The 18,052-nt window shown below is 39.3% G+C and carries 16 protein-coding genes and 1 riboswitch; of the genes, 3 read left to right on the forward strand and 13 right to left on the reverse strand.

The window, feature by feature from the left end:
• Positions 1 to 88: 88 nt before the first annotated feature.
• Positions 89 to 973: a LysR family transcriptional regulator gene (locus tag RCP16_RS12420; protein WP_308640421.1), complete on the reverse strand. Its 885-nt coding sequence runs from the start codon at positions 971 to 973 to the stop codon at positions 89 to 91.
• A 117-nt stretch (positions 974 to 1,090) separates the two neighbouring features.
• Here RCP16_RS12420 and RCP16_RS12425 point away from each other — a divergent pair, with 117 nt between their 5' ends.
• Together RCP16_RS12425 and RCP16_RS12430 are read left to right on the forward strand one after the other, a co-directional pair.
• Positions 1,091 to 1,432 (forward strand): antibiotic biosynthesis monooxygenase family protein, encoded by a 342-nt coding sequence (locus tag RCP16_RS12425; RefSeq protein WP_308640422.1) that lies wholly within the window; start codon positions 1,091 to 1,093, stop codon positions 1,430 to 1,432.
• A gap of 265 nt (positions 1,433 to 1,697) precedes the next feature.
• Entirely contained in the window at positions 1,698 to 2,669 is a 972-nt protein-coding gene (locus RCP16_RS12430) for an NAD(P)H-dependent flavin oxidoreductase (protein WP_308640423.1), read from the forward strand.
• A 110-nt stretch (positions 2,670 to 2,779) separates the two neighbouring features.
• On the opposite strand, the gene mqnC is transcribed toward RCP16_RS12430, so the two are convergent.
• The 4 genes from mqnC to metA form a co-directional block, all read right to left on the reverse strand.
• A complete protein-coding gene (gene mqnC, locus RCP16_RS12435) occupies positions 2,780 to 3,916 on the reverse strand; it encodes a cyclic dehypoxanthinyl futalosine synthase (RefSeq protein WP_273593541.1) in 1,137 nt (378 codons plus the stop codon).
• Between the two features lie 502 nt (positions 3,917 to 4,418).
• Entirely contained in the window at positions 4,419 to 5,585 is a 1,167-nt protein-coding gene (locus RCP16_RS12440; RefSeq protein ID WP_308640424.1) for an aminotransferase class I/II-fold pyridoxal phosphate-dependent enzyme, read from the reverse strand.
• A 6-nt stretch (positions 5,586 to 5,591) separates the two neighbouring features.
• The gene (locus RCP16_RS12445; protein ID WP_069326893.1) at positions 5,592 to 6,782 is read right to left on the reverse strand and encodes an aminotransferase class I/II-fold pyridoxal phosphate-dependent enzyme; all 1,191 of its coding nucleotides are present in this window, start codon (positions 6,780 to 6,782) and stop codon (positions 5,592 to 5,594) included.
• 48 nt (positions 6,783 to 6,830) lie between these two features.
• On the reverse strand, positions 6,831 to 7,772 hold the full coding sequence (metA, locus tag RCP16_RS12450) for a homoserine O-acetyltransferase MetA (RefSeq protein WP_069326892.1): 942 nt from the start codon (positions 7,770 to 7,772) through the stop codon (positions 6,831 to 6,833).
• 136 nt (positions 7,773 to 7,908) lie between these two features.
• Positions 7,909 to 8,044: riboswitch (SAM riboswitch) on the reverse strand.
• A 466-nt stretch (positions 8,045 to 8,510) separates the two neighbouring features.
• Between metA and corA the strand changes: the two genes are divergently transcribed.
• On the forward strand, positions 8,511 to 9,446 hold the full coding sequence (gene corA / locus RCP16_RS12455) for a magnesium/cobalt transporter CorA (RefSeq protein ID WP_069326891.1): 936 nt from the start codon (positions 8,511 to 8,513) through the stop codon (positions 9,444 to 9,446).
• A gap of 240 nt (positions 9,447 to 9,686) precedes the next feature.
• On the opposite strand, the gene RCP16_RS12460 is transcribed toward corA, so the two are convergent.
• The 8 genes from RCP16_RS12460 to RCP16_RS12495 all read right to left on the reverse strand — a co-directional run bounded on the left by RCP16_RS12460 (position 9,687) and on the right by RCP16_RS12495 (position 18,049).
• Positions 9,687 to 12,470, reverse strand: a complete 2,784-nt coding sequence (locus RCP16_RS12460; RefSeq protein WP_069326890.1) for an HAD-IA family hydrolase — start codon at positions 12,468 to 12,470, stop codon at positions 9,687 to 9,689.
• 180 nt (positions 12,471 to 12,650) lie between these two features.
• Positions 12,651 to 13,115, reverse strand: coding sequence for a disulfide oxidoreductase (locus RCP16_RS12465; RefSeq protein ID WP_308640425.1), 465 nt, complete (start codon positions 13,113 to 13,115; stop codon positions 12,651 to 12,653).
• A gap of 4 nt (positions 13,116 to 13,119) precedes the next feature.
• Entirely contained in the window at positions 13,120 to 13,863 is a 744-nt protein-coding gene (locus tag RCP16_RS12470) for a DsbA family protein (protein ID WP_069326888.1), read from the reverse strand.
• Positions 13,853 to 14,755: an ROK family protein gene (locus RCP16_RS12475; RefSeq protein WP_069326887.1), complete on the reverse strand. Its 903-nt coding sequence runs from the start codon at positions 14,753 to 14,755 to the stop codon at positions 13,853 to 13,855. Before RCP16_RS12475 ends, RCP16_RS12470 begins: the two co-directional genes overlap by 11 nt.
• A 122-nt stretch (positions 14,756 to 14,877) precedes the next feature.
• Positions 14,878 to 15,963: a phosphodiester glycosidase family protein gene (locus RCP16_RS12480; protein WP_308640426.1), complete on the reverse strand. Its 1,086-nt coding sequence runs from the start codon at positions 15,961 to 15,963 to the stop codon at positions 14,878 to 14,880.
• A complete protein-coding gene (locus tag RCP16_RS12485; RefSeq protein WP_069326885.1) occupies positions 15,964 to 16,842 on the reverse strand; it encodes a 5'-3' exonuclease in 879 nt (292 codons plus the stop codon).
• Positions 16,843 to 16,990: 148 nt separating this feature from the next.
• Positions 16,991 to 17,434 carry a GNAT family N-acetyltransferase gene (locus tag RCP16_RS12490; RefSeq protein ID WP_308640427.1) on the reverse strand — a complete coding sequence of 148 codons (444 nt, stop codon included), beginning with the start codon at positions 17,432 to 17,434 and terminating at the stop codon, positions 16,991 to 16,993.
• Between the two features lie 252 nt (positions 17,435 to 17,686).
• On the reverse strand, positions 17,687 to 18,049 hold the full coding sequence (locus RCP16_RS12495) for an arsenate reductase family protein (protein WP_308640428.1): 363 nt from the start codon (positions 18,047 to 18,049) through the stop codon (positions 17,687 to 17,689).
• Between the last annotated feature and the right edge of the window lie 3 nt (positions 18,050 to 18,052).

The raw sequence follows: 18,052 nt of genomic DNA on the forward strand, positions 1-18,052 counted from the left end.
TAAGAGCTCCTTCACTGATGTTCTATTATATAGCTGCTTCAAAACGTGCTTATATATTATAACACTAATTGCATGCCAACCCTATTATCTACCTAATAGCTTTGATCTGGATCGCTGATTGAATACATTCGCTAAACTTCTGAGCCGCCGGAGACAAATTGGTAAAAGAAGTTGCCGCTATACCGATTGTTCGATAATGCTCTCCTGCTAGTGGTCTTAGGCATAAGTCATGCGTATACACCGAATCCAACATCATTTTCGGTAAAATGCTAACACCCAGACCATGCTTGACCATCGCCATAATAGCATGATCATCTTCTAGACGGTATTTGATAGAAGGTTGTAAATGGGCTTGTTTCCAAATCGTCTGCACATCTGTATCGCATCCTGCAATCGGCATAATAAAAGGCTCTTGTACAAGTTGCTCAAGTTCAATATGATCATACGCTTCTAAAGGATGATGAGCAGATAACAGGCATAACATCTGATCTTGATACAATGTTATCGATTGAAGCGTTGAAGCAACAGGCAAATGGACAAATCCCAAATCAGCCTGTCCATCTATAATCCAATTCTCGATCTCATCATAATTACCATCCAATAATTGAATATCAATAGCAGGATATTGTTCTTGAAACTGTTGCATGATCTGAGGCAACCATTGAATAGATACACTTGAAAAGGTACCCAGAGTCACTGTGCCTGTCTCTAATCCTTTGATCGCATCGACTTCTACTAATAACTGATCATTAATTTGCAAAAGTTCTTTGATCTTTTTTAATATCCGTTCTCCACTATCCGTCAAACGAATTCCTGACCGATTACGGATCAACAACGTTAATCCCAGTTCACTTTCTAAGCTTGAGATGGCATGACTTACCGCAGACTGAGTAAGATTAAGCGTCTGCGCTGTTTTCGTTAAACTACCCAATGCTACAACAGTATTAAAAATCTGATATTTATGAAGATTCATGATTTGATCACCTTATACTTGAATTTTTTTCATACTTATTATTATAAACATTCATTATATTTATGTTAATACGCTATGTATAATCAATACAAGATCATGAGCGAAGGAGATTTGGATATGAGTGCATTATTAAGCAATGTGGAGTTACCTTATTATGCTGTGATTTTTACCAGTCAACGTACTATAGGAGATCAAGGATATGGGCAAATGGCTGATCAAATGGAGTCACTAGGTCAAGACCAAGCTGGATTCTTAGGAATTGAAAGCTATCGTGAATCTTCAGGTGCAGGTGTGACTATTTCTTATTGGAAAACGCTAGAAGATATTCGTCAGTGGAAAAGTAACCCTGTTCATCAAATCGCTCAAGATCAAGGAAAAGCAAAATGGTATCAATCGTACTCGGTTAAAGTATGTAAAGTAGAACGTGCATATGATTTTGAACATGAAGATATAGAGTAGATTCTAAAGTCTATCTATCATACATCGTTGTTTCTTTTTAATATATGAAAGTTCTCTAAGCATCCTGTATTTCTATTTTTCTCAAAACATCTCGCTAACGATCTAAAAGTACAAAAATATGTACTATGTTCATTAAAATTGCCTTCTTCTCAAACAAAACATTCAAATATATGATGATTTTACAGCTTCTTATTAGTCTACATACGACTAAATCATTAATAGGCTAACTATTATAGTGAATCACTTGAGTGGAAGGATGAATAAAATGAGCAATCGTGTAGCTAATATTCTTGGAATTGAGAAACCTATTATACAAGGACCGATGAGCTGGATTACAAATGCTGAATTTGTAGCTGCTGTAAGTAATGCAGGCGGGTTGGGGATTCTTGGTCCTAATGCAGGTCAGACAACCATAACCACTTCTCCAAAAGAAACGGCAGAACGGATGCGCCGTGAGATTCGTAAAACAAAAGAACTAACCGATAAGCCGTTTGGTACCACAGTGATTGTAGATGGAGACTTGAAATACACTTGGCCTATTTTGGAAATTATTATTGAAGAAGATGTCAAAGTGGTTCTTCTCAATGGTGTTGAAGGAACATTATCTGAAAAGATTCTAAATCCATTAAAAGAAGCCAACATTAAAATTGTTTACCGCCCTTTAACCCCAACTTTTGAAGATGCCAAATCTGCTCAAGATATGGGTGTGGATGTCTATGTTGTAACAGGATTTGATGAAGGTGGTACTTTACCAACCAGTGTTATTGGTACATTTGCTATGACTCCTATGATTGTCGATGTGCTGGATATTCCGGTGGTATCTGCGGGTGGAATTGGTGATGCTCGTGGCGTAGCCAGTGCTTTTGCTTTAGGTGCGGAAGGTGTCTTTTTGGGAAGTCGCTTTATTCCTACGATTGAAAATCCGGCAGCACAATCTGTAAAGCAAAAGATCGTAGATTCATCTGCATCTGATTTATTACTTTATCGTACTTTGCCAGCATATTATCGTTCCTTATCTACCCCACTTGTTGAGAAATTAGTCGAAATGGACAAGCAAGGCGCCTCTCGTGAAGAAATTGCCAGTGCTTCTGGTGGTTCGAGTGCTATACGTATAGGGATGCTTGATGGTATTGGTGAAGGTGGTATTATTACCTTGGGGACTGGGATTACATCAATCAAGCAAATCCAAACGGTACAAGAAGTGGTTGATGAATTAGCAGTGGGTATTCCACAATAATATAACTTCAGTATTACAATAATATCTTTTATATAGTTAAATGAAATACAAAAAAAGCTCAGCGATCTCTTTAATAAGGATCGTTGAGCTTTTTTATTTATATCTGTTGATTAGTTCTGCATAATAAAGTCATGCGCGACTTTTTGACTTTCATCATTAAACACTTTAAGGATATTGTACTTCGTATCACGTTGAGCCGGAATTTTGCCAGCTTCACGAATAATCTGCAATGTTTGCTCAATATTCACTTTATGCGTGGTACCCGCCGCAGAGACTACATTTTCTTCCATCATCGTACTACCGAAGTCATCACATCCATAATGAAGTGACATTTTACCCACTTCAGGTCCCATCGTTACCCATGAAGATTGGAAATGCTTGATATTATCGAGCACAATACGACTAATCGCTACATTTTTAAGATATTGTTCTGGAGTTTGCTTTTCAGCTTTCATATTGGTGTTATCCGGTTGGAATGTCCACGAAATAAAAGCAAGGAAGCCTTCAGAATCATAACCATTACGGATACATTCATCTTGTGCTTCACGTACACGTAATAAATGAAGTGCACGTTCTTCCATAGATTCTCCGAATCCAATAACCATCGTAGCTGTTGTGTTCATCCCAATTTTGTGAGCGGTCTGCATAACGTCCATCCAATCACGCCATGAACCTTTCAAACGGCTGATTTTACGACGAGTACGATCATCCAGAATTTCTCCACCGCCACCTGGCAATGAATCAAGTCCAGCTTCATGAATTGCACGTACAGTCTCTTCGAGCGACATGCCTGAGATTTCTTTCATTTTCATAATCTCAGCAGGTGAGAAAGAGTGCATCGTAATGTTAGGGAAGTTCTTTTTAATCTTTTTCAATAGATCGATATAGTATTCGAAAGGAAGATTTGGATTCACTCCACCTTGCATCAAAATTTCAGTTCCGTTCACATCTTCGGTTTCCTGAATTTTCTGCAAAATCACTTCATCCGATAATACATAACCCTCTTTCGAATTCGGGCTACGATAGAAAGCACAGAAACGACAAAAAACGTCGCAGACATTCGTATAGTTAACATTACGCCCAATTACAAAAGTTGTAATCGGATCTGGATTTTTGCGTAACATTAATTGATTGGCTACATGCCCCATTTTCTCGATCTCATCGGACTCATATAGCATAATAGTTTCTTCTAAATCTAAGCGTTCGCCCCGTTCGGCTTTTTCCAAGATACGGTTTACCGCGCTCATATTGCAGCCTCCCTTATCCTATTCAGACATCTTACTGGTGTCTGAAGGTGAATTTGAGCATTGTCCTATATATAACCCATTTAGGCACAAAATGCATATCTAAAAATTGAAATAATGACAACACATTTATCGTACCATATTTCACAAATGAAAAATAGTCGTGTCGTGTGACAGGAAGGTGATATTTTTTAAGAATAATTATACATATGATATATAATAAATGCTGATTAAATAAGGGGATTTAGCGATTTTAGAGTTTGAAAATAATTTATTTTCATTTTAGAGTATGATATAGAATGACTATATACAACATGATATTATACATCAGATCTTTGTTGATTCTAAAATGTAGGCTATAAAAAAAGCAGAAAAGATGCGCTAACATCTTTCCTGCTTGGTAACAGTCTGCTTTAAGAGCAGTCGGCAGTTCAGGTAGATCTAATTTGTTGAAATAGACCGGTTCCTTGTTACAGGCGGTCTATTTCTTTTTGGTTTGTATTTGTTACTCTTGCAAAGCTTGCTCCAGATCAGCAATCAGATCGTCAATATCTTCCAAGCCTACAGAGAAGCGCAATAGCCCATCCGTTATTCCACGTTCTTTGCGTACTCCTTCACCCATAGCAGCATGAGACATTGTTGCTGGATACGATAAAATACTTTCAACAGCTCCTAAACTCACAGCGACTAAAGGAATTTGAACGTTATCAAGTACTTTTTTGGCACGCTCGCCTGAACCTACATCAAATGAAAGCACAGAACCTGCTCCTGAAGATTGAGAAGCATGAATAGTTGCTCCTGGATGACTTTCTAATCCCGGATAATAGACAGCTTCAATATCATCACGCTCATTCAACCATTGTGCTAGCTTGGCTGTACTTTTTTCAGAATGATTCATTCTTGCGGCAAGTGTCTTCATGCCACGAATCAATAACCAACAATCTTGAGGGCCAAGTACTGTTCCCAGTCCATTTTGTAAATGCTTCAGTTGAACTCCAATCTCAGGTGTGCGGGCAACCGCAAGTCCTGCAAGCACATCACTGTGTCCACCTAAGAACTTGGTAGCACTATGCAGAACAATATCGACACCCATTTCAATCGGACGCTGATAATAAGGGGTCATAAAAGTATTGTCTACCATGGTCAGCAGATGATGTTCTTTCGCCCAAGCCGTTACAGCGCCGATATCTGTAATTTTCAATGTAGGGTTCGAAGGAGTCTCCATATAGACCGCTCTTGTATTCGGACGAAGTGCATGTTTCACTTGATCCAGATCGGTCATATCTACAAAGCTAATCTCAATATTCATTCGATTCAATACCGTAGTCAAAAAGCGATACGTTCCACCATATACATCTTCAGTCACAATCACATGATCACCAGCAGATAGAATCAGAAATGCAGTCGAGATCGCTGCCATTCCTGAAGCAAAAGCATATCCTTTGGCTCCTCCTTCTAGCAAAGCAATATAATCTTCCAATGCTTGACGAGTTGGATTACCTGAACGACTATAATCATGAAGTGGCGGATTAGAGATATCTTCTTGGTGGAAAGTAGACGCCTGATAGATCGGTACACTCGATGCGCCTGTTGCTTTATCAAAAGCAGCCCCAAAATGAATTAGTTTAGTATCGATTTTGCGAGAAGATGAATGATCTGAAGAATATGCCATACTCGATCACACTCCTTCTACTTCAATACGCGCAACTTCCAGTGCTTGATCTAGATCGGCGATCAGATCATCAATATGCTCAATCCCTACAGAAAAGCGTAAAAGACGATCATCAACACCTATCGCTTCGCGAATCTCCGTTGGAATATCAGCATGTGTTTGTACTGTTGGATATGTCATTAACGATTCGACTCCGCCTAAACTTTCAGCAAAAGCAATCAATTGAATACTACGCAAAATCGGTTCAATATAACGTGCATCTTTCACTTTAAACGAAAAGATACCTGTATTTCCGCTAGATTGGCGGTTCTGGACATCATAGCCCGGATGATCTGGTAATGCTGGATAAAACACTTCAGCAATTTGTGGATGATCTACTAAATGTTTAGCCATTGCTGTTGCATTGTATTCATGACGCTCCATCCGCAATGCTAATGTTTTCATTCCACGCATTAATTGATACGAATCGGTTGGGGACAACACAGCTCCGATTGAGTTGTGTAGAAAAGCCATTTCAGCAGATAACTCTTCCCCTTTGGTCATAATCAATCCTGCTAACACATCATTATGTCCACCTAGATATTTGGTAGCGCTATGAATGACAATATCTGCTCCCAGTTCAATCGGACGCTGGAAAAAAGGAGTCAACAGCGTGTTATCAACGATCGTCAGCAATTGATGACTTTTCGCCCATGTAGCAACAGCTTGAATATCAGTTACCATCATTAAAGGATTGGTTGGCGTCTCGATAAATACAGCTTTGGTATTGGGTTGAACTATTTTTTCTAATGCTTCTAGATCATTGGTATCTACATAAGAAGCAGTCACTCCAAATTTGGATAAAATACGTTCCAAAAGACGATATGTGCCGCCATACAGATCAAGCGATACGACCAGATGATCTCCCTGACCGAACAGCGCAAAGATCGTTTGCAAAGCAGCCATACCGGAACTACAGGCAAATCCTGCATCTGCTGATTCTAATGCTGCTGCGGCTTGTTCAAGTACAGCGCGAGTTGGATTGGTTGTACGAATATAATCAAAGCCTGTACTTTTACCAAGAGCGGGATGACGGAATGCGGTCGATTGATAAATAGGAAAATTAATCGCTCCGGTTGTCGGTTCATTGATAGAACCGATCTGTGCCAATCTGCTTTCAATGTTAAGAGTTCGTTCGCTTGAATGATGATCCGTCATACTATAATTCCTCCTCTGGAATAACAATCGATTGGGTTTATCACAAATTTAGATACAGTAATTACCAGCTTCAGCTTTAGCACTTTCCAAATCATAAGGTGTTTCTTGGTATACATAATAATTGAGCCAGTTGGAAAATAATAAGTTCGCATGCGCACGCCATGTGGATGGTGGTGTACGCGATGGATCATTATTTGGAAAATAATTTTTTGGTGGTGCGACATCCATTCCTTTTGCGATATCACGTTCATATTCCCATTTCAGTGACAATGGATCATATTCCGAATGCCCTGTTACAAAAATTTGACTGCCGTCTTTGGTTGCTGCTAGATATACGCCAGCTTCTTCTGATTCTGATAAGATTTCTAATTCAGGAATCTTGGCAATATCTTCATGACGTACTTCGGTATGACGAGAATGAGGCGCAAAGTATAACTCATCAAATCCTCGTAGTAATTTTACATTTTCTTTATTTAAAGTGTGTGGAAATACACCAAAACATTTTTCTTCCAAATCTACTTTGGGTACGCCGAAATGATGATAAAGACCTGCTTGTGAAGCCCAACAGATATGCATGGTTGAAGTGACGTTCTTTTTACTCCAATCAAAAATATCTTGAATCTCTTCCCAATAATTCACATCTTCAAAATCCATCGTTTCTACAGGAGCACCCGTCACGACCAGACCATCAAAGCGAAGATGTTTAACTTCTTCAAACGTTTTATAAAATAAGTTCAAATATTCAGTAGATGTATTCTTCGATGTATGCGATTGCGCATGTAACAAATAAATATCAATTTGAAGCGGACTATTTCCTAGCAAACGCAATAATTGGGTTTCGGTTGTTTCTTTCGTAGGCATTAGATTTAAAATAGCAATCCGTAATGGACGAATATCCTGTTGAAAAGCTTGACTGTCGTCCATGACGAAAATATTTTCACCTGTTAATACTTCTTTGGCGGGTAAGCTATCCGGAATCTTAATTGGCATCTTCATTCACTCCTTGGATGTGTGTATTTCTTATCATTCAGGAGAAAGCTTCATTATGCGTATATACAAAAATGACCTTTCTCCTGATACTTGAGAAAGGTCATTTGCGATATCGTCGCGTATATAATAGACGCCTCTCTCATCTGTCAGCAGATATTAAGTCTAAAATAATGCTCTCAAACTTATATCTCTGCAAGAATTAGCACCGTGCGGTCATACCGCCGGTTGCCGGGTTTCATCGGGCTAGTCCCTCCACCTGCTCTTGATAAGATTTGCTTATTCAATTTGTAATTACATTAATTCAATACTTTTCTTATACCATAATTTATACTATTCTACCGTCTGTCGTCAAGTGCTGTCAAAAATGTCTTGTTTTGAACCGATAAATAGGTTGTTGGTAACTGTATTGGTTGATTTCCAAGCAGGATTCTTATTTAAGCTTGAAAGGCTTCCATGACCACGGTATACTTAACAAGTATTTGACGTTTTTTCATAGTTTTCATAAATATATAGATAACAAAGAGGTGAATTTCAAAATGGAAGGCGACCCGAGGCCCAGTTGGCAGCAGGACGGATGGACAAATTGCAGGAAACAAACGACAACCATAGGGCACTTGAGTAACGCGCCATTATTGAAAAATCTTCTCCGTTTTTCATAAATTATAGCGAAGCTTTGTAAATAAGTGTGCGGTTGCCGCTTCTTTCCCTGCTCATTTCATAATAAAGGGGTAGAACACAATGAAAGTTCGGCACGTCAATGCTGGAGCATTCACTCCAGTAGAAAATATTACCGACACACTGATCGCACCTGAAGAAGGATTTTATTGGATCGATGCAGATTTAGAAGATTTGATTGAACTACAACCGCTCTTTATGCTCCATGATCTGGCTGTAGAAGATTGTCTAAGTGAAGAAGAACAACGCCCGAAGATCGAGATTTATGAAAGTCATTACTTTATTGTTGTGAACAGTATTCGTTTTGATAACGAAGAGATTTTTTTGCGCGCCTTGAATATTTTTCTAGGACGGCATTATATTATTACAGTCACCAAGCAGAAAATTAATGAGTTACGTGTACTCAAACCGATTCTGTGGGAAGAAGAAGTGAGTCGCGCCGATAAATTCATGTATTTATTAGTCGATCTTGTGGTTGATAATTACTTCGCAGTTGGTGATCGGATCGAAGATCAAATCGAACTGTTGGAAGAAAATATATTGATGCATACCAAAAAGTCGCATTTGAATGAAATTATTGGTCTACGTGGAGAAATTCTATGGCTCAAGCGTGTATTGGGACCACAGCGTGAAGTAATCAATACATTGAACAAAAAAGACTTACGCTTAATTGACGATCAATTGCAAAAATATTTCAGTGACGTATACGAAAATGCTGTCAAAGTCTCTGAGATGTTCGATACGTTCCGCGATCTGATGGGTAACTTACGAGAAGCTTATCAGTCCAGTATTTCGAATCGAGCGAATGAAATTATGCGTGTCTTTACAGCTATTACAACGATATTTATGCCATTGACTGTGATTACCGGTATTTATGGGATGAACTTTGAAGATATGCCTGAATTACATTGGCGCTTCGGTTATCCGCTCGTTATCGGGATTATGATCACGTTAGGTCTAACGATGTTTTTCACCTTCCGCAAAAAAGATTGGATCTGAAAAGATTAAAGCTGCCCTTATTCATCGTCATATGATGAACAAGGACAGCTTTTTTTGATTGTACTGGATCGCGCTTATGGTGCCAAGCGCTGGTGGTGAGATATTTTGCTGGCGCAAAAATCATTTTTTGATTGTACTTAGTCGCGCTTATGGTGCCAAGCGCTAGTCGTAAGATATTTTGCTGGCGCAAAAATCACTTTTTGATTGTACTGGGTCGCGCTTATGGTGCCAAGCGCTGGGCTAAGGAAGTTGCATCCAGCGGATCATTGTTTCTAGGTTGAGTCCGTCCAGTCCTGGCACTGTAAAGTGTGCGCTATCGATTCGAGATTGGGAACTCACAGCGATAGTTTTCATTCCTATTTGGCGAGCAGATTGGATAGATTCAGTAGAATCTTCAATCACCATCGTATGGTACGGATGAATATTAACAGCATTTGCCGCTTTGATAAAAATCTCAGGATCAGGCTTACCATAAGCTACATCATTTGCTGTAATGATTCTGTTAAAGTGTTGGCGAATTCCTAGTTGTTCTACTACTTCTTCTGCATCATGACGATCAGATGCAAGCACAACAGCGATATTATGATCAGCAAAATGTTGTAGTAAGTCTTCGACTCCCGGTAACAACTCTGCTTTTTGCTCGGCATCTGCTTCTTCATCAATGACAGAAGTAACCACACCTTCTAATCCGAATACAATCGCACACAGATCACGATTGTTTGCTTCAAGCGGTTGGGTCATCGCAATAATATATTCTTGACCGTAATGTTCTATTGTCAATGGTTCTCCACGTACAATACTATATGTTGTTTTATTGCCTTCGACATTTACATTGACAAGGCGATCCTGAAATTGAACACGGAATGAATATTCTGTCCAACTTGGAGGTAATTTCGGTTCAAAATGCAAACGACCATCATACTGACGCATCCCTGCGAATCCGCCGATAATTGTCAGCCAGCTACCTGCCATCGAAGCCGCATGAATACCATCTTTAACATTTCCATGAATATCATCCAGATCCATACGTGCTGATTCGATAAAGAAGTTATATGCATGATCCATATTACCAAGTTCGGCTGCAATAATCGCATGGATCGCCGCAGACAATGAAGAATCATGTGTGGTCAAAGGCTCATAATACGCATAGTTTTTTACTTTTTCCAATTTAGTAAATTTCTCGCCAAGCAAATAGAATGCAAGAATAAGATCGGCTTGCTTAATCACTTGCTGACGATAGATCACTAATGGATGATAATGTAGCAACAACGGATAATTTTCAGCAGGTGTATTATCAAAGTCCCATACGCCTTTATCAAGGAAAGAATCATCTTGCCCGATCAATCCATTTTGACGATGGATATAGATTTCATCTGCTGCACGAGACCAATCTGCTAACTCTTCTTCTGTTAATCCCATAAGACTGTGCATCGCTAGATAAGAATCTGGTGTTAATTCTTCCCATTGTTTTAGTTCATGTACAGTGAATTCCAGTGCATCTTTGACCATAATGTTGGTATACGTGTTGTTATTCACAATCGCCGTATATTCATCAGGGCCTGTCACTCCATTAATACAGAATCCTTTGCCTGTAATCCAATTACCGACCGATAAGAAAAATCTTGAAATCTCGATCAACATCTCTAACCCTTTGGTCTGCAAAAAGTCTTGATCGCCTGTCGCTTCAACATATTGAATAATCGCATGAGCTACATCGGCATTGATATGAAATTGAGCTGTTCCCCCCGGATAATAAGCCGAAGCTTCTTCTCCATTAATTGTACGCCACGGGAACAATGCGCCTTCTGCTGCCATTTCAACTGCACGTTCTCTGGCTTTGGGCAATGTATAATAGCGATATTCTAACAGACGTAAAGCTAACTCAGGCTTGGTATATAAGAAGAAGGGTAACATATACGTTTCTGTATCCCAGAAGTAATGTCCTTCATACCCTTCTCCAGTGATCCCTTTAGCACTGATATTGGTTTTGCCATCCCGACCTACAGATTGGAATAATTGATATGCATTGTATCGTAATCCCTGTTGCAACAGTTCATCGCCTTCTACATTCACATCTGCAATTTCCCAGAATTCATCCAGATATTCTTTTTGTTTTATCGTTAAAGCGTCCCAGCCTTTGGCTTTGACTTCTTTTAATGTAGATTGAGCCAAAATCAGCAAGTGATCGACTTCGTAATCTTTAGACGAATAATAAACGATCGATTTATCGAGTGTAACCGATTGTCCTTCGTCCACTTGCATGGTAAATGCTTTCGCTATACGCTCATCTTCTTGGATCGTAGATAACGTATATTCGTAATCTAACGTATGCTCTGCGCCACACAATAAATGAAACTCAGTTTCTGTCGTACGTTGCTCTAGAGCCATAAACGTATTTTCTTCATACGACTGAACCGTATGTAATACTTGCCCTCCAAAAGCCGATCCTGCTCGCGGATCATCTGCTGATATTTCATTGGTTACTTTACCATTCAATGCAGATACCAGTTTAATTTCACCTGTAAAATTAACAGGCTTCACCGTATAACGAACCATCGCTACATGTTTGTTATCAAAAGAAATTAAACGCTGGGTATTCACTTCTACTTGCTTCCCTGTACCACTTTCCCATACAACATGACGGGATAATATACCTTTTTGCATATCCAAAATGCGTTCATATTCAATCACACGTCCACTCAATAAATTGAATTGTTCCCCATCAATAAATAATTCAATAATTTTGCTATCCGTGACATTGAGCATCGTCTGACGTTTGCGTGCATAACCAAAAGCTTCTTCTCCATACGTAATATCTGCTGAATCATAAAATCCATTCAAATACGTCCCATTCAGTGCATTAATACCTGCACCTTCCAGTCCTTCTTCAAAATGACCACGCATCCCTAGATACCCGTTAGCGACTGTAAAAATAGTTTCTCCTCTACGGTTGTGAGCAGGGTCAAAAGAAGATTCACGTATCGACCACGGCTCAACTTCATATATTGAATTTCCTTCTCTCATGAGACATTCCTCCACTTTTTTCTAGTTATTGAACAGTATTCTCTTACTATAGTTAACCTTTAAACGTACTGACTACATCAAATCCATCAAAATTGATTAAAATCATGTTTATAAAAAAAGCCTTCTTTTCAACAATAGATGCTAAAAAGAAGACTTTGTACTGCTTTCAAAATGTAATCATTATTCGGTTTCTTCATCTTCATAAACGATAGCGTCTGCTGCACGACTACCTCTCCACAGCAATAACGCAATCAAAATAAAAGCGATCAGTGCCATAAAAGGAATCGTAATAAAACCAAACCACTCAAAATAAGGCTTATTACAAGGAACCCCTGTTGTACATGGTAAAATTCGACTTAATGCTGGAATATGTTGCTCTGCATAATGGTAAATCGCTACACACGCACCCAGAATAACGAGTGGCATTGAATATCTGACAATACGACGATCATTATGATACGCTGCAATTCCAAGTAAAATTACCTGTGGGTACATAAAAATACGCTGATACCAACATAATTTACAAGGCTCCAGTAACATCACATCACTCAAATACAGACTTCCACCAGTGGCTACAATAGCTACTATCCATGCTAGAAATAAATAGTACCGTGCTAAAAAAGATGGAGGCGTTTCTGTATTCATAGGACTAGCCCTCCGATCCAGCTTCAGTTTTGGCTTTCTCGATAGCTGCTTTGAGTGCTGTATAATCTCCCAAGTCACCAGTATATTCTACTCCGTTGATATAGATTGATGGTGTACCCGGCAGATTTAACTCTTTTCCTTTATCATATTGAGCTTGTATCTCTTTAGCATACGTTTTGTTCTCAATATCTTGACGAAGCTTAGTGGTATCAATAGAGGCATCTGCTTTTTTAGCTAAATTCACAAGGAAATCGGTAGTTGCCCATTCTGTATTTTCATCTCCTTGATTGGTATAAACCGCATCAAAGAATTTCCAGAATGCATCATTATTTTGATGATAAACAGACTCTACAGCTAGTGCAGCTGTGGTTGAATCCGGTCCCAAAAATGGGAAGTTCATAAAGTACATAGCTGCTGTTCCATTAGCGATAAAATCTTTTTGAATTTGCGGAACAATGATTTCGTTAAATTGCTTACAAATTGGACATTTGAAATCGCCAAATTCTACAATTTTGACAGGAGCTGTTTTTTCACCTTTCACCGGAAGCTGACTGTAATCAAAAGTAGTCGCTTCCGCTGTTTTGTTATTCGGTATAAAAACAATCAATAACACAATGACTGCTATAACAGCTACTGTTCCAATAATCAGATTACGCATTAACTTCTTTTGGCGTAATGCTTCTTTTTGTTTGTATTCTTGCTGTTGCTGTCTTTTGATTGCCGGATTTACTTTTTTCTTATTCGCCATGGGTTGCACCCGTTTCTCCTGATAATGCTAGATCAGCCAACGCAAGAGCTCCACACAATCCAGCGTTGTCTCCCAATTGTGGAGGAACAATAAACTGATCAATCTGTTCATTCAAGCTAGGATGTTGTACATAACCTGCTAATAGTTTTTGTAATTTTTCACGAATGAGTGGGAATAATTGATCTTGCTTCATCACGCCGCCACCCATTACAATTTTTTGCGGAGATAAGATCAATACATAGTTCATCAAGGCTTGCGCAAGGTAGTAAGCTTCCATTTCCCATGCAGGATGATCCGTTGTTAATTCAGAACCTTTAACATTCCAACGTCTTTCAATTGCAGGGCCAGCAGCTACACCTTCTAAGCAATCGCCATGATAAGGGCAAAAGCCTTCAAAATGATCGTCTGGATGACGACGAACTAGAATATGTCCCATTTCTGGATGTGATAGACCATGTAGCATTTTACCATCGACTACAGCTCCTGCACCAATACCTGTTCCTACAGTGATATAGATACAGCTATCTAACCCTTGCGCTGCACCCCATTTATGTTCTCCTAATGCCGCTCCGTTCACATCGGTGTCAAAACCAATCGGTACATCAAAATGTTCCTTCATATGTCCAACAATATTGTATTGTCCCCAGTGTGGCTTCGGTGTAGTCGTTATGTATCCATACGTCGGGCTTCCTTTGATCGGATCAATCGGTCCAAAAGAACCGATACCAATCGCTTCGACTCCTTTGCCTTCAAAAAAGGAAATTACATTTTTCATCGTAATCTCAGGTGTCTCGGTTGGGAAACTGACTCTTTCTAGAATCTCCCCATTTTCTGTACCGATTCCACATACAAATTTAGTACCGCCTGCTTCAATAGCCCCTAATTTTTTCATAAATGACATATCTCCTTTGAGTTATCCGATAAGGATAGATTAGTATTCAAATAGATTAGTACAGAGATGCTCTATGTGGATCATATATGATATTGAAGTCGAGCTTATGTCGACGCTGTTACTTATGAACCGCTAGCACCAAAAATTAGCGTATTACTTAGTAATCGCCCGGGTGCAGTCTTGATACTTCCATTGGCATACATGCCCGATGAAGCGCCTCCATCTAAATTCATTGCTTGTCTGGCTCCAAGCTTTTGCATAATAGCTGCCCATTGCTTCATCGTTGCTCCGGGAACTGTGACTAGCATAATCGATCCATCTGCCATAATAGCAATACCACTACGAGCACCTGAATCTGTCAAAATTTTGGGATCTTGAAATCCTTCTGCCGCCGCATTCAAAGCGATTCGACTATCTTTTACTAAGCGGGGACCTGCACCGACCGCAGTGACTACCTTTTGCCATGGAATATCTTTACCATTGATATCTTGATAAGCAATATTCTGTTGCACTGTAGCACCAACTGTAAATCGATCAGCCGCATATTTCTGATCACCTGTGTACACCAGCACATATCCATTAGCTGGAATAGATGCTTTGTTATTATTGCCTTTACGAATCACTTTGCCATTCGCTACGGTTACTGCAATGCCTCCTGTAAATCCTGTGTTTTTACCACGATCAGGTGTATAGATAATCGAAGTACTGGACGTTCCCGGTAGACGATTCACCCAGATGGCATACCAGCTAGAAGATTTACCATTGGTAGATTGCACGGTTCCTGTTATAGAAAGCCGTAACGAATCCATAAGAGCTGTACCATTCGCCAAAAAGCCAATAGTGGTTCCATATCTGCCTAGATGAGCAATATGTCCGCCTGTAATTAACGTTCCATAAGGATCAGGTGCGCCACCATAAGCTTCGAAAAAAGCACCGTTGATCGCTGCTTGAGCGTTATAGCTTTTAACGATGGAAGATAATGAAGACGTTTGCCCGACTTGTCGATCAGCTAGACCTACTCCTGTTGAAGTTCCTTTAGGAATATGCACCGTCTGTACTGTAAATGTACCTCCAGCAGCAGATATTTTTTGAGTCGAAGCTTTGATTCCAGATCCTGCTGCTACCGCTGAAGAACCAGCAGTAGGAAGCAAGCACAGAATTATCATCAGAGTGAGAACACCGATACCTAGACGAGACTGTATTTTCATTTAAAATACACCTACGCCTAACATCGAACAAAGACTTTTGATCTCTAATTCTTCAAATTTAGTCAGGATAATCTCATCTTCCAAAAGCAACAGACTCGCATCCAAAGAACAAACCACAGGCACTTCACGATGAATCGCTGCTAGACGATGCGATAGATGAAGCATCTCTAGATCATTTTCGATCTTTTTGCGAATCGATGGGGTTAATTGATCCAGATTTTCTAAGATACCTGCGATTGTACCGTATTCTTTGACCAGCTTAGTTGCTGTTTTTTCACCGATTCCTTTGACTCCTGGATAGTTGTCGCTAGCATCGCCCATCAACGCTTTCATATCAATAATCTGAGAAGGTGTTAATTCTTTTTCTTCCATTAACGATTCAGGAGTATAGACTTTGTAATTACCATAGCCTTTTTTCATAATAATGACGCTAGTTCGTTCATCCACTAGCTGTAATAGATCATGATCTCCTGTCAAAATAAGAACTTCCATATCTGCTTCCAGTTCACGGGAAATCGTACCGATACAATCATCGGCTTCATATCCGGGTGCACTCAGATTAGGAATGCCCATACTTTCAGTCACTTCCAAAATCAAATCAAACTGTGGAATCAGATCATCCGGTGCAGCCGAACGATTGCCTTTGTAAGCAGCAAATTCTTCGGTACGGAATGTTTTACTACTGACATCCCAACAACAAGCAATATGCGTAGGATTGTACAGTTGCACAGCGTCCCATAGATAGCGTACAAATCCGTAAATGGCATTAGTAGGAATACCCGATTTTGTACGACGAATATAACCGGATTGTGCTGTTGCGTAATAAGCTCGGAATAACAGCGCCATTCCATCGACTAGCATTATTTTTTGATCTTTCATTAGCTTCACTTCTACCTTCTCTCTTCAATACAGATGAATCCAATCTGAGTATATCATACCGAATTTCTGCGATACTGTACAAGTATTCACATACCTTTAAATTTTACCACTATTCTGGATAATGTTCTTTATTATGATACTATTTTTTTCAAATCGTACGACTCATAAATATATCTACTTCATCTTCGCGATCCAGTGTAAATCCAAAGCGTTCATATAGCCTTCTAGCCGGGCTACCTTGTAACACATTAAGATGAACTACTTTATTTTGCAGATGCGATTGTGATAGCAATTGTTCAAGAGTCTGACTTCCTATCCCTTGACCTTGATAGACAGGATCAATATAAAAATGCTCTAACGTATAATCATTCGTATCCGGCTTTAAAGCCACGCAACCGGCTATCTTTCCTTCGACTTCGATCAACCATGTATCATTAGGCTCAAAAGCATCACGAAAGCGCTGACGAACTTTATACTCATCAAATCGACCCAGACGGATAAGATCGTCACGAAGAACAACCGCTCTCAATTCTGCTAGCGATTCCATATGTATCGGTAATGCCTGACTCCAATCGATTTCTAATTTGCTCATAATCGCCATCCTTTATTGATCAATATGTATAACAATCGCTTTAGATCTGATTGATCATGATAGAGGTTCAGATCTAAAGCGACTCCAATATATTATATATTATTGTTTTTTAATTTTGTATATTTGTACCAAAATCGAAAACAAAAAAGCCTTTGAACCGGCAGAGGACTGCTCAGTAAAAGGCTTTTGCTTAAAAGGTAATCTTATTATTATCTAGATTATTGTGTTTACTGCGAAATAGAAGTTCCGATTTTACGCTTTCCATGTTTCTTCGTACGTTGCTTCTTTGAAGCCTACAGTCACTCGATCGCCATCCGTCACAATCGGACGTTTGATCAATTTACCATTTTCGGATAATAATTGTAGTTGTTCTTGAGCATCCATGGATGGTAATTTTTCTTTGAGATTCTGGCTTTTATACACTTCACCACTGGTATTGAAAAATTTCTTCAGTTCCAGTTCACTGTGTTCAACTAATTCCCGCAGTTGTTCTGCTGTTGGTGGAGACTCTACAATATGAATCAAGTTCAATTCATGCCCTTCTGCACGTAGCCATTTGATCGCATTACGGCATGTACTGCATTGTGGATATTGATATACGGTTAATTTACTCATTCG

The sequence above is a fragment of the Paenibacillus nuruki genome (assembly GCF_963311185.1).
Taxonomy (GTDB): Bacteria; Bacillota; Bacilli; order Paenibacillales; family Paenibacillaceae; genus Saccharibacillus; species Saccharibacillus nuruki.

What these genes read in the sequence shown, in the direction of transcription:
- RCP16_RS12465 (WP_308640425.1), bottom strand. Translation starts at nt 13,115, where the DNA reads ATGAATACAGAAACGCCTCCATCTTTTTTAGCACGGTACTATTTATTT.
- RCP16_RS12495 (WP_308640428.1), bottom strand. Translation starts at nt 18,049, where the DNA reads ATGAGTAAATTAACCGTATATCAATATCCACAATGCAGTACATGCCGT.
- RCP16_RS12425 (WP_308640422.1), top strand. Translation starts at nt 1,091, where the DNA reads ATGAGTGCATTATTAAGCAATGTGGAGTTACCTTATTATGCTGTGATT.
- RCP16_RS12480 (WP_308640426.1), bottom strand. Translation starts at nt 15,963, where the DNA reads ATGAAAATACAGTCTCGTCTAGGTATCGGTGTTCTCACTCTGATGATA.
- corA (WP_069326891.1), top strand. Translation starts at nt 8,511, where the DNA reads ATGAAAGTTCGGCACGTCAATGCTGGAGCATTCACTCCAGTAGAAAAT.
- RCP16_RS12475 (WP_069326887.1), bottom strand. Translation starts at nt 14,755, where the DNA reads ATGAAAAAATTAGGGGCTATTGAAGCAGGCGGTACTAAATTTGTATGT.
- metA (WP_069326892.1), bottom strand. Translation starts at nt 7,772, where the DNA reads ATGCCAATTAAGATTCCGGATAGCTTACCCGCCAAAGAAGTATTAACA.
- mqnC (WP_273593541.1), bottom strand. Translation starts at nt 3,916, where the DNA reads ATGAGCGCGGTAAACCGTATCTTGGAAAAAGCCGAACGGGGCGAACGC.
- RCP16_RS12445 (WP_069326893.1), bottom strand. Translation starts at nt 6,782, where the DNA reads ATGACGGATCATCATTCAAGCGAACGAACTCTTAACATTGAAAGCAGA.
- RCP16_RS12420 (WP_308640421.1), bottom strand. Translation starts at nt 973, where the DNA reads ATGAATCTTCATAAATATCAGATTTTTAATACTGTTGTAGCATTGGGT.
- RCP16_RS12430 (WP_308640423.1), top strand. Translation starts at nt 1,698, where the DNA reads ATGAGCAATCGTGTAGCTAATATTCTTGGAATTGAGAAACCTATTATA.
- RCP16_RS12490 (WP_308640427.1), bottom strand. Translation starts at nt 17,434, where the DNA reads ATGAGCAAATTAGAAATCGATTGGAGTCAGGCATTACCGATACATATG.
- RCP16_RS12485 (WP_069326885.1), bottom strand. Translation starts at nt 16,842, where the DNA reads ATGAAAGATCAAAAAATAATGCTAGTCGATGGAATGGCGCTGTTATTC.
- RCP16_RS12460 (WP_069326890.1), bottom strand. Translation starts at nt 12,470, where the DNA reads ATGAGAGAAGGAAATTCAATATATGAAGTTGAGCCGTGGTCGATACGT.
- RCP16_RS12470 (WP_069326888.1), bottom strand. Translation starts at nt 13,863, where the DNA reads ATGGCGAATAAGAAAAAAGTAAATCCGGCAATCAAAAGACAGCAACAG.
- RCP16_RS12440 (WP_308640424.1), bottom strand. Translation starts at nt 5,585, where the DNA reads ATGGCATATTCTTCAGATCATTCATCTTCTCGCAAAATCGATACTAAA.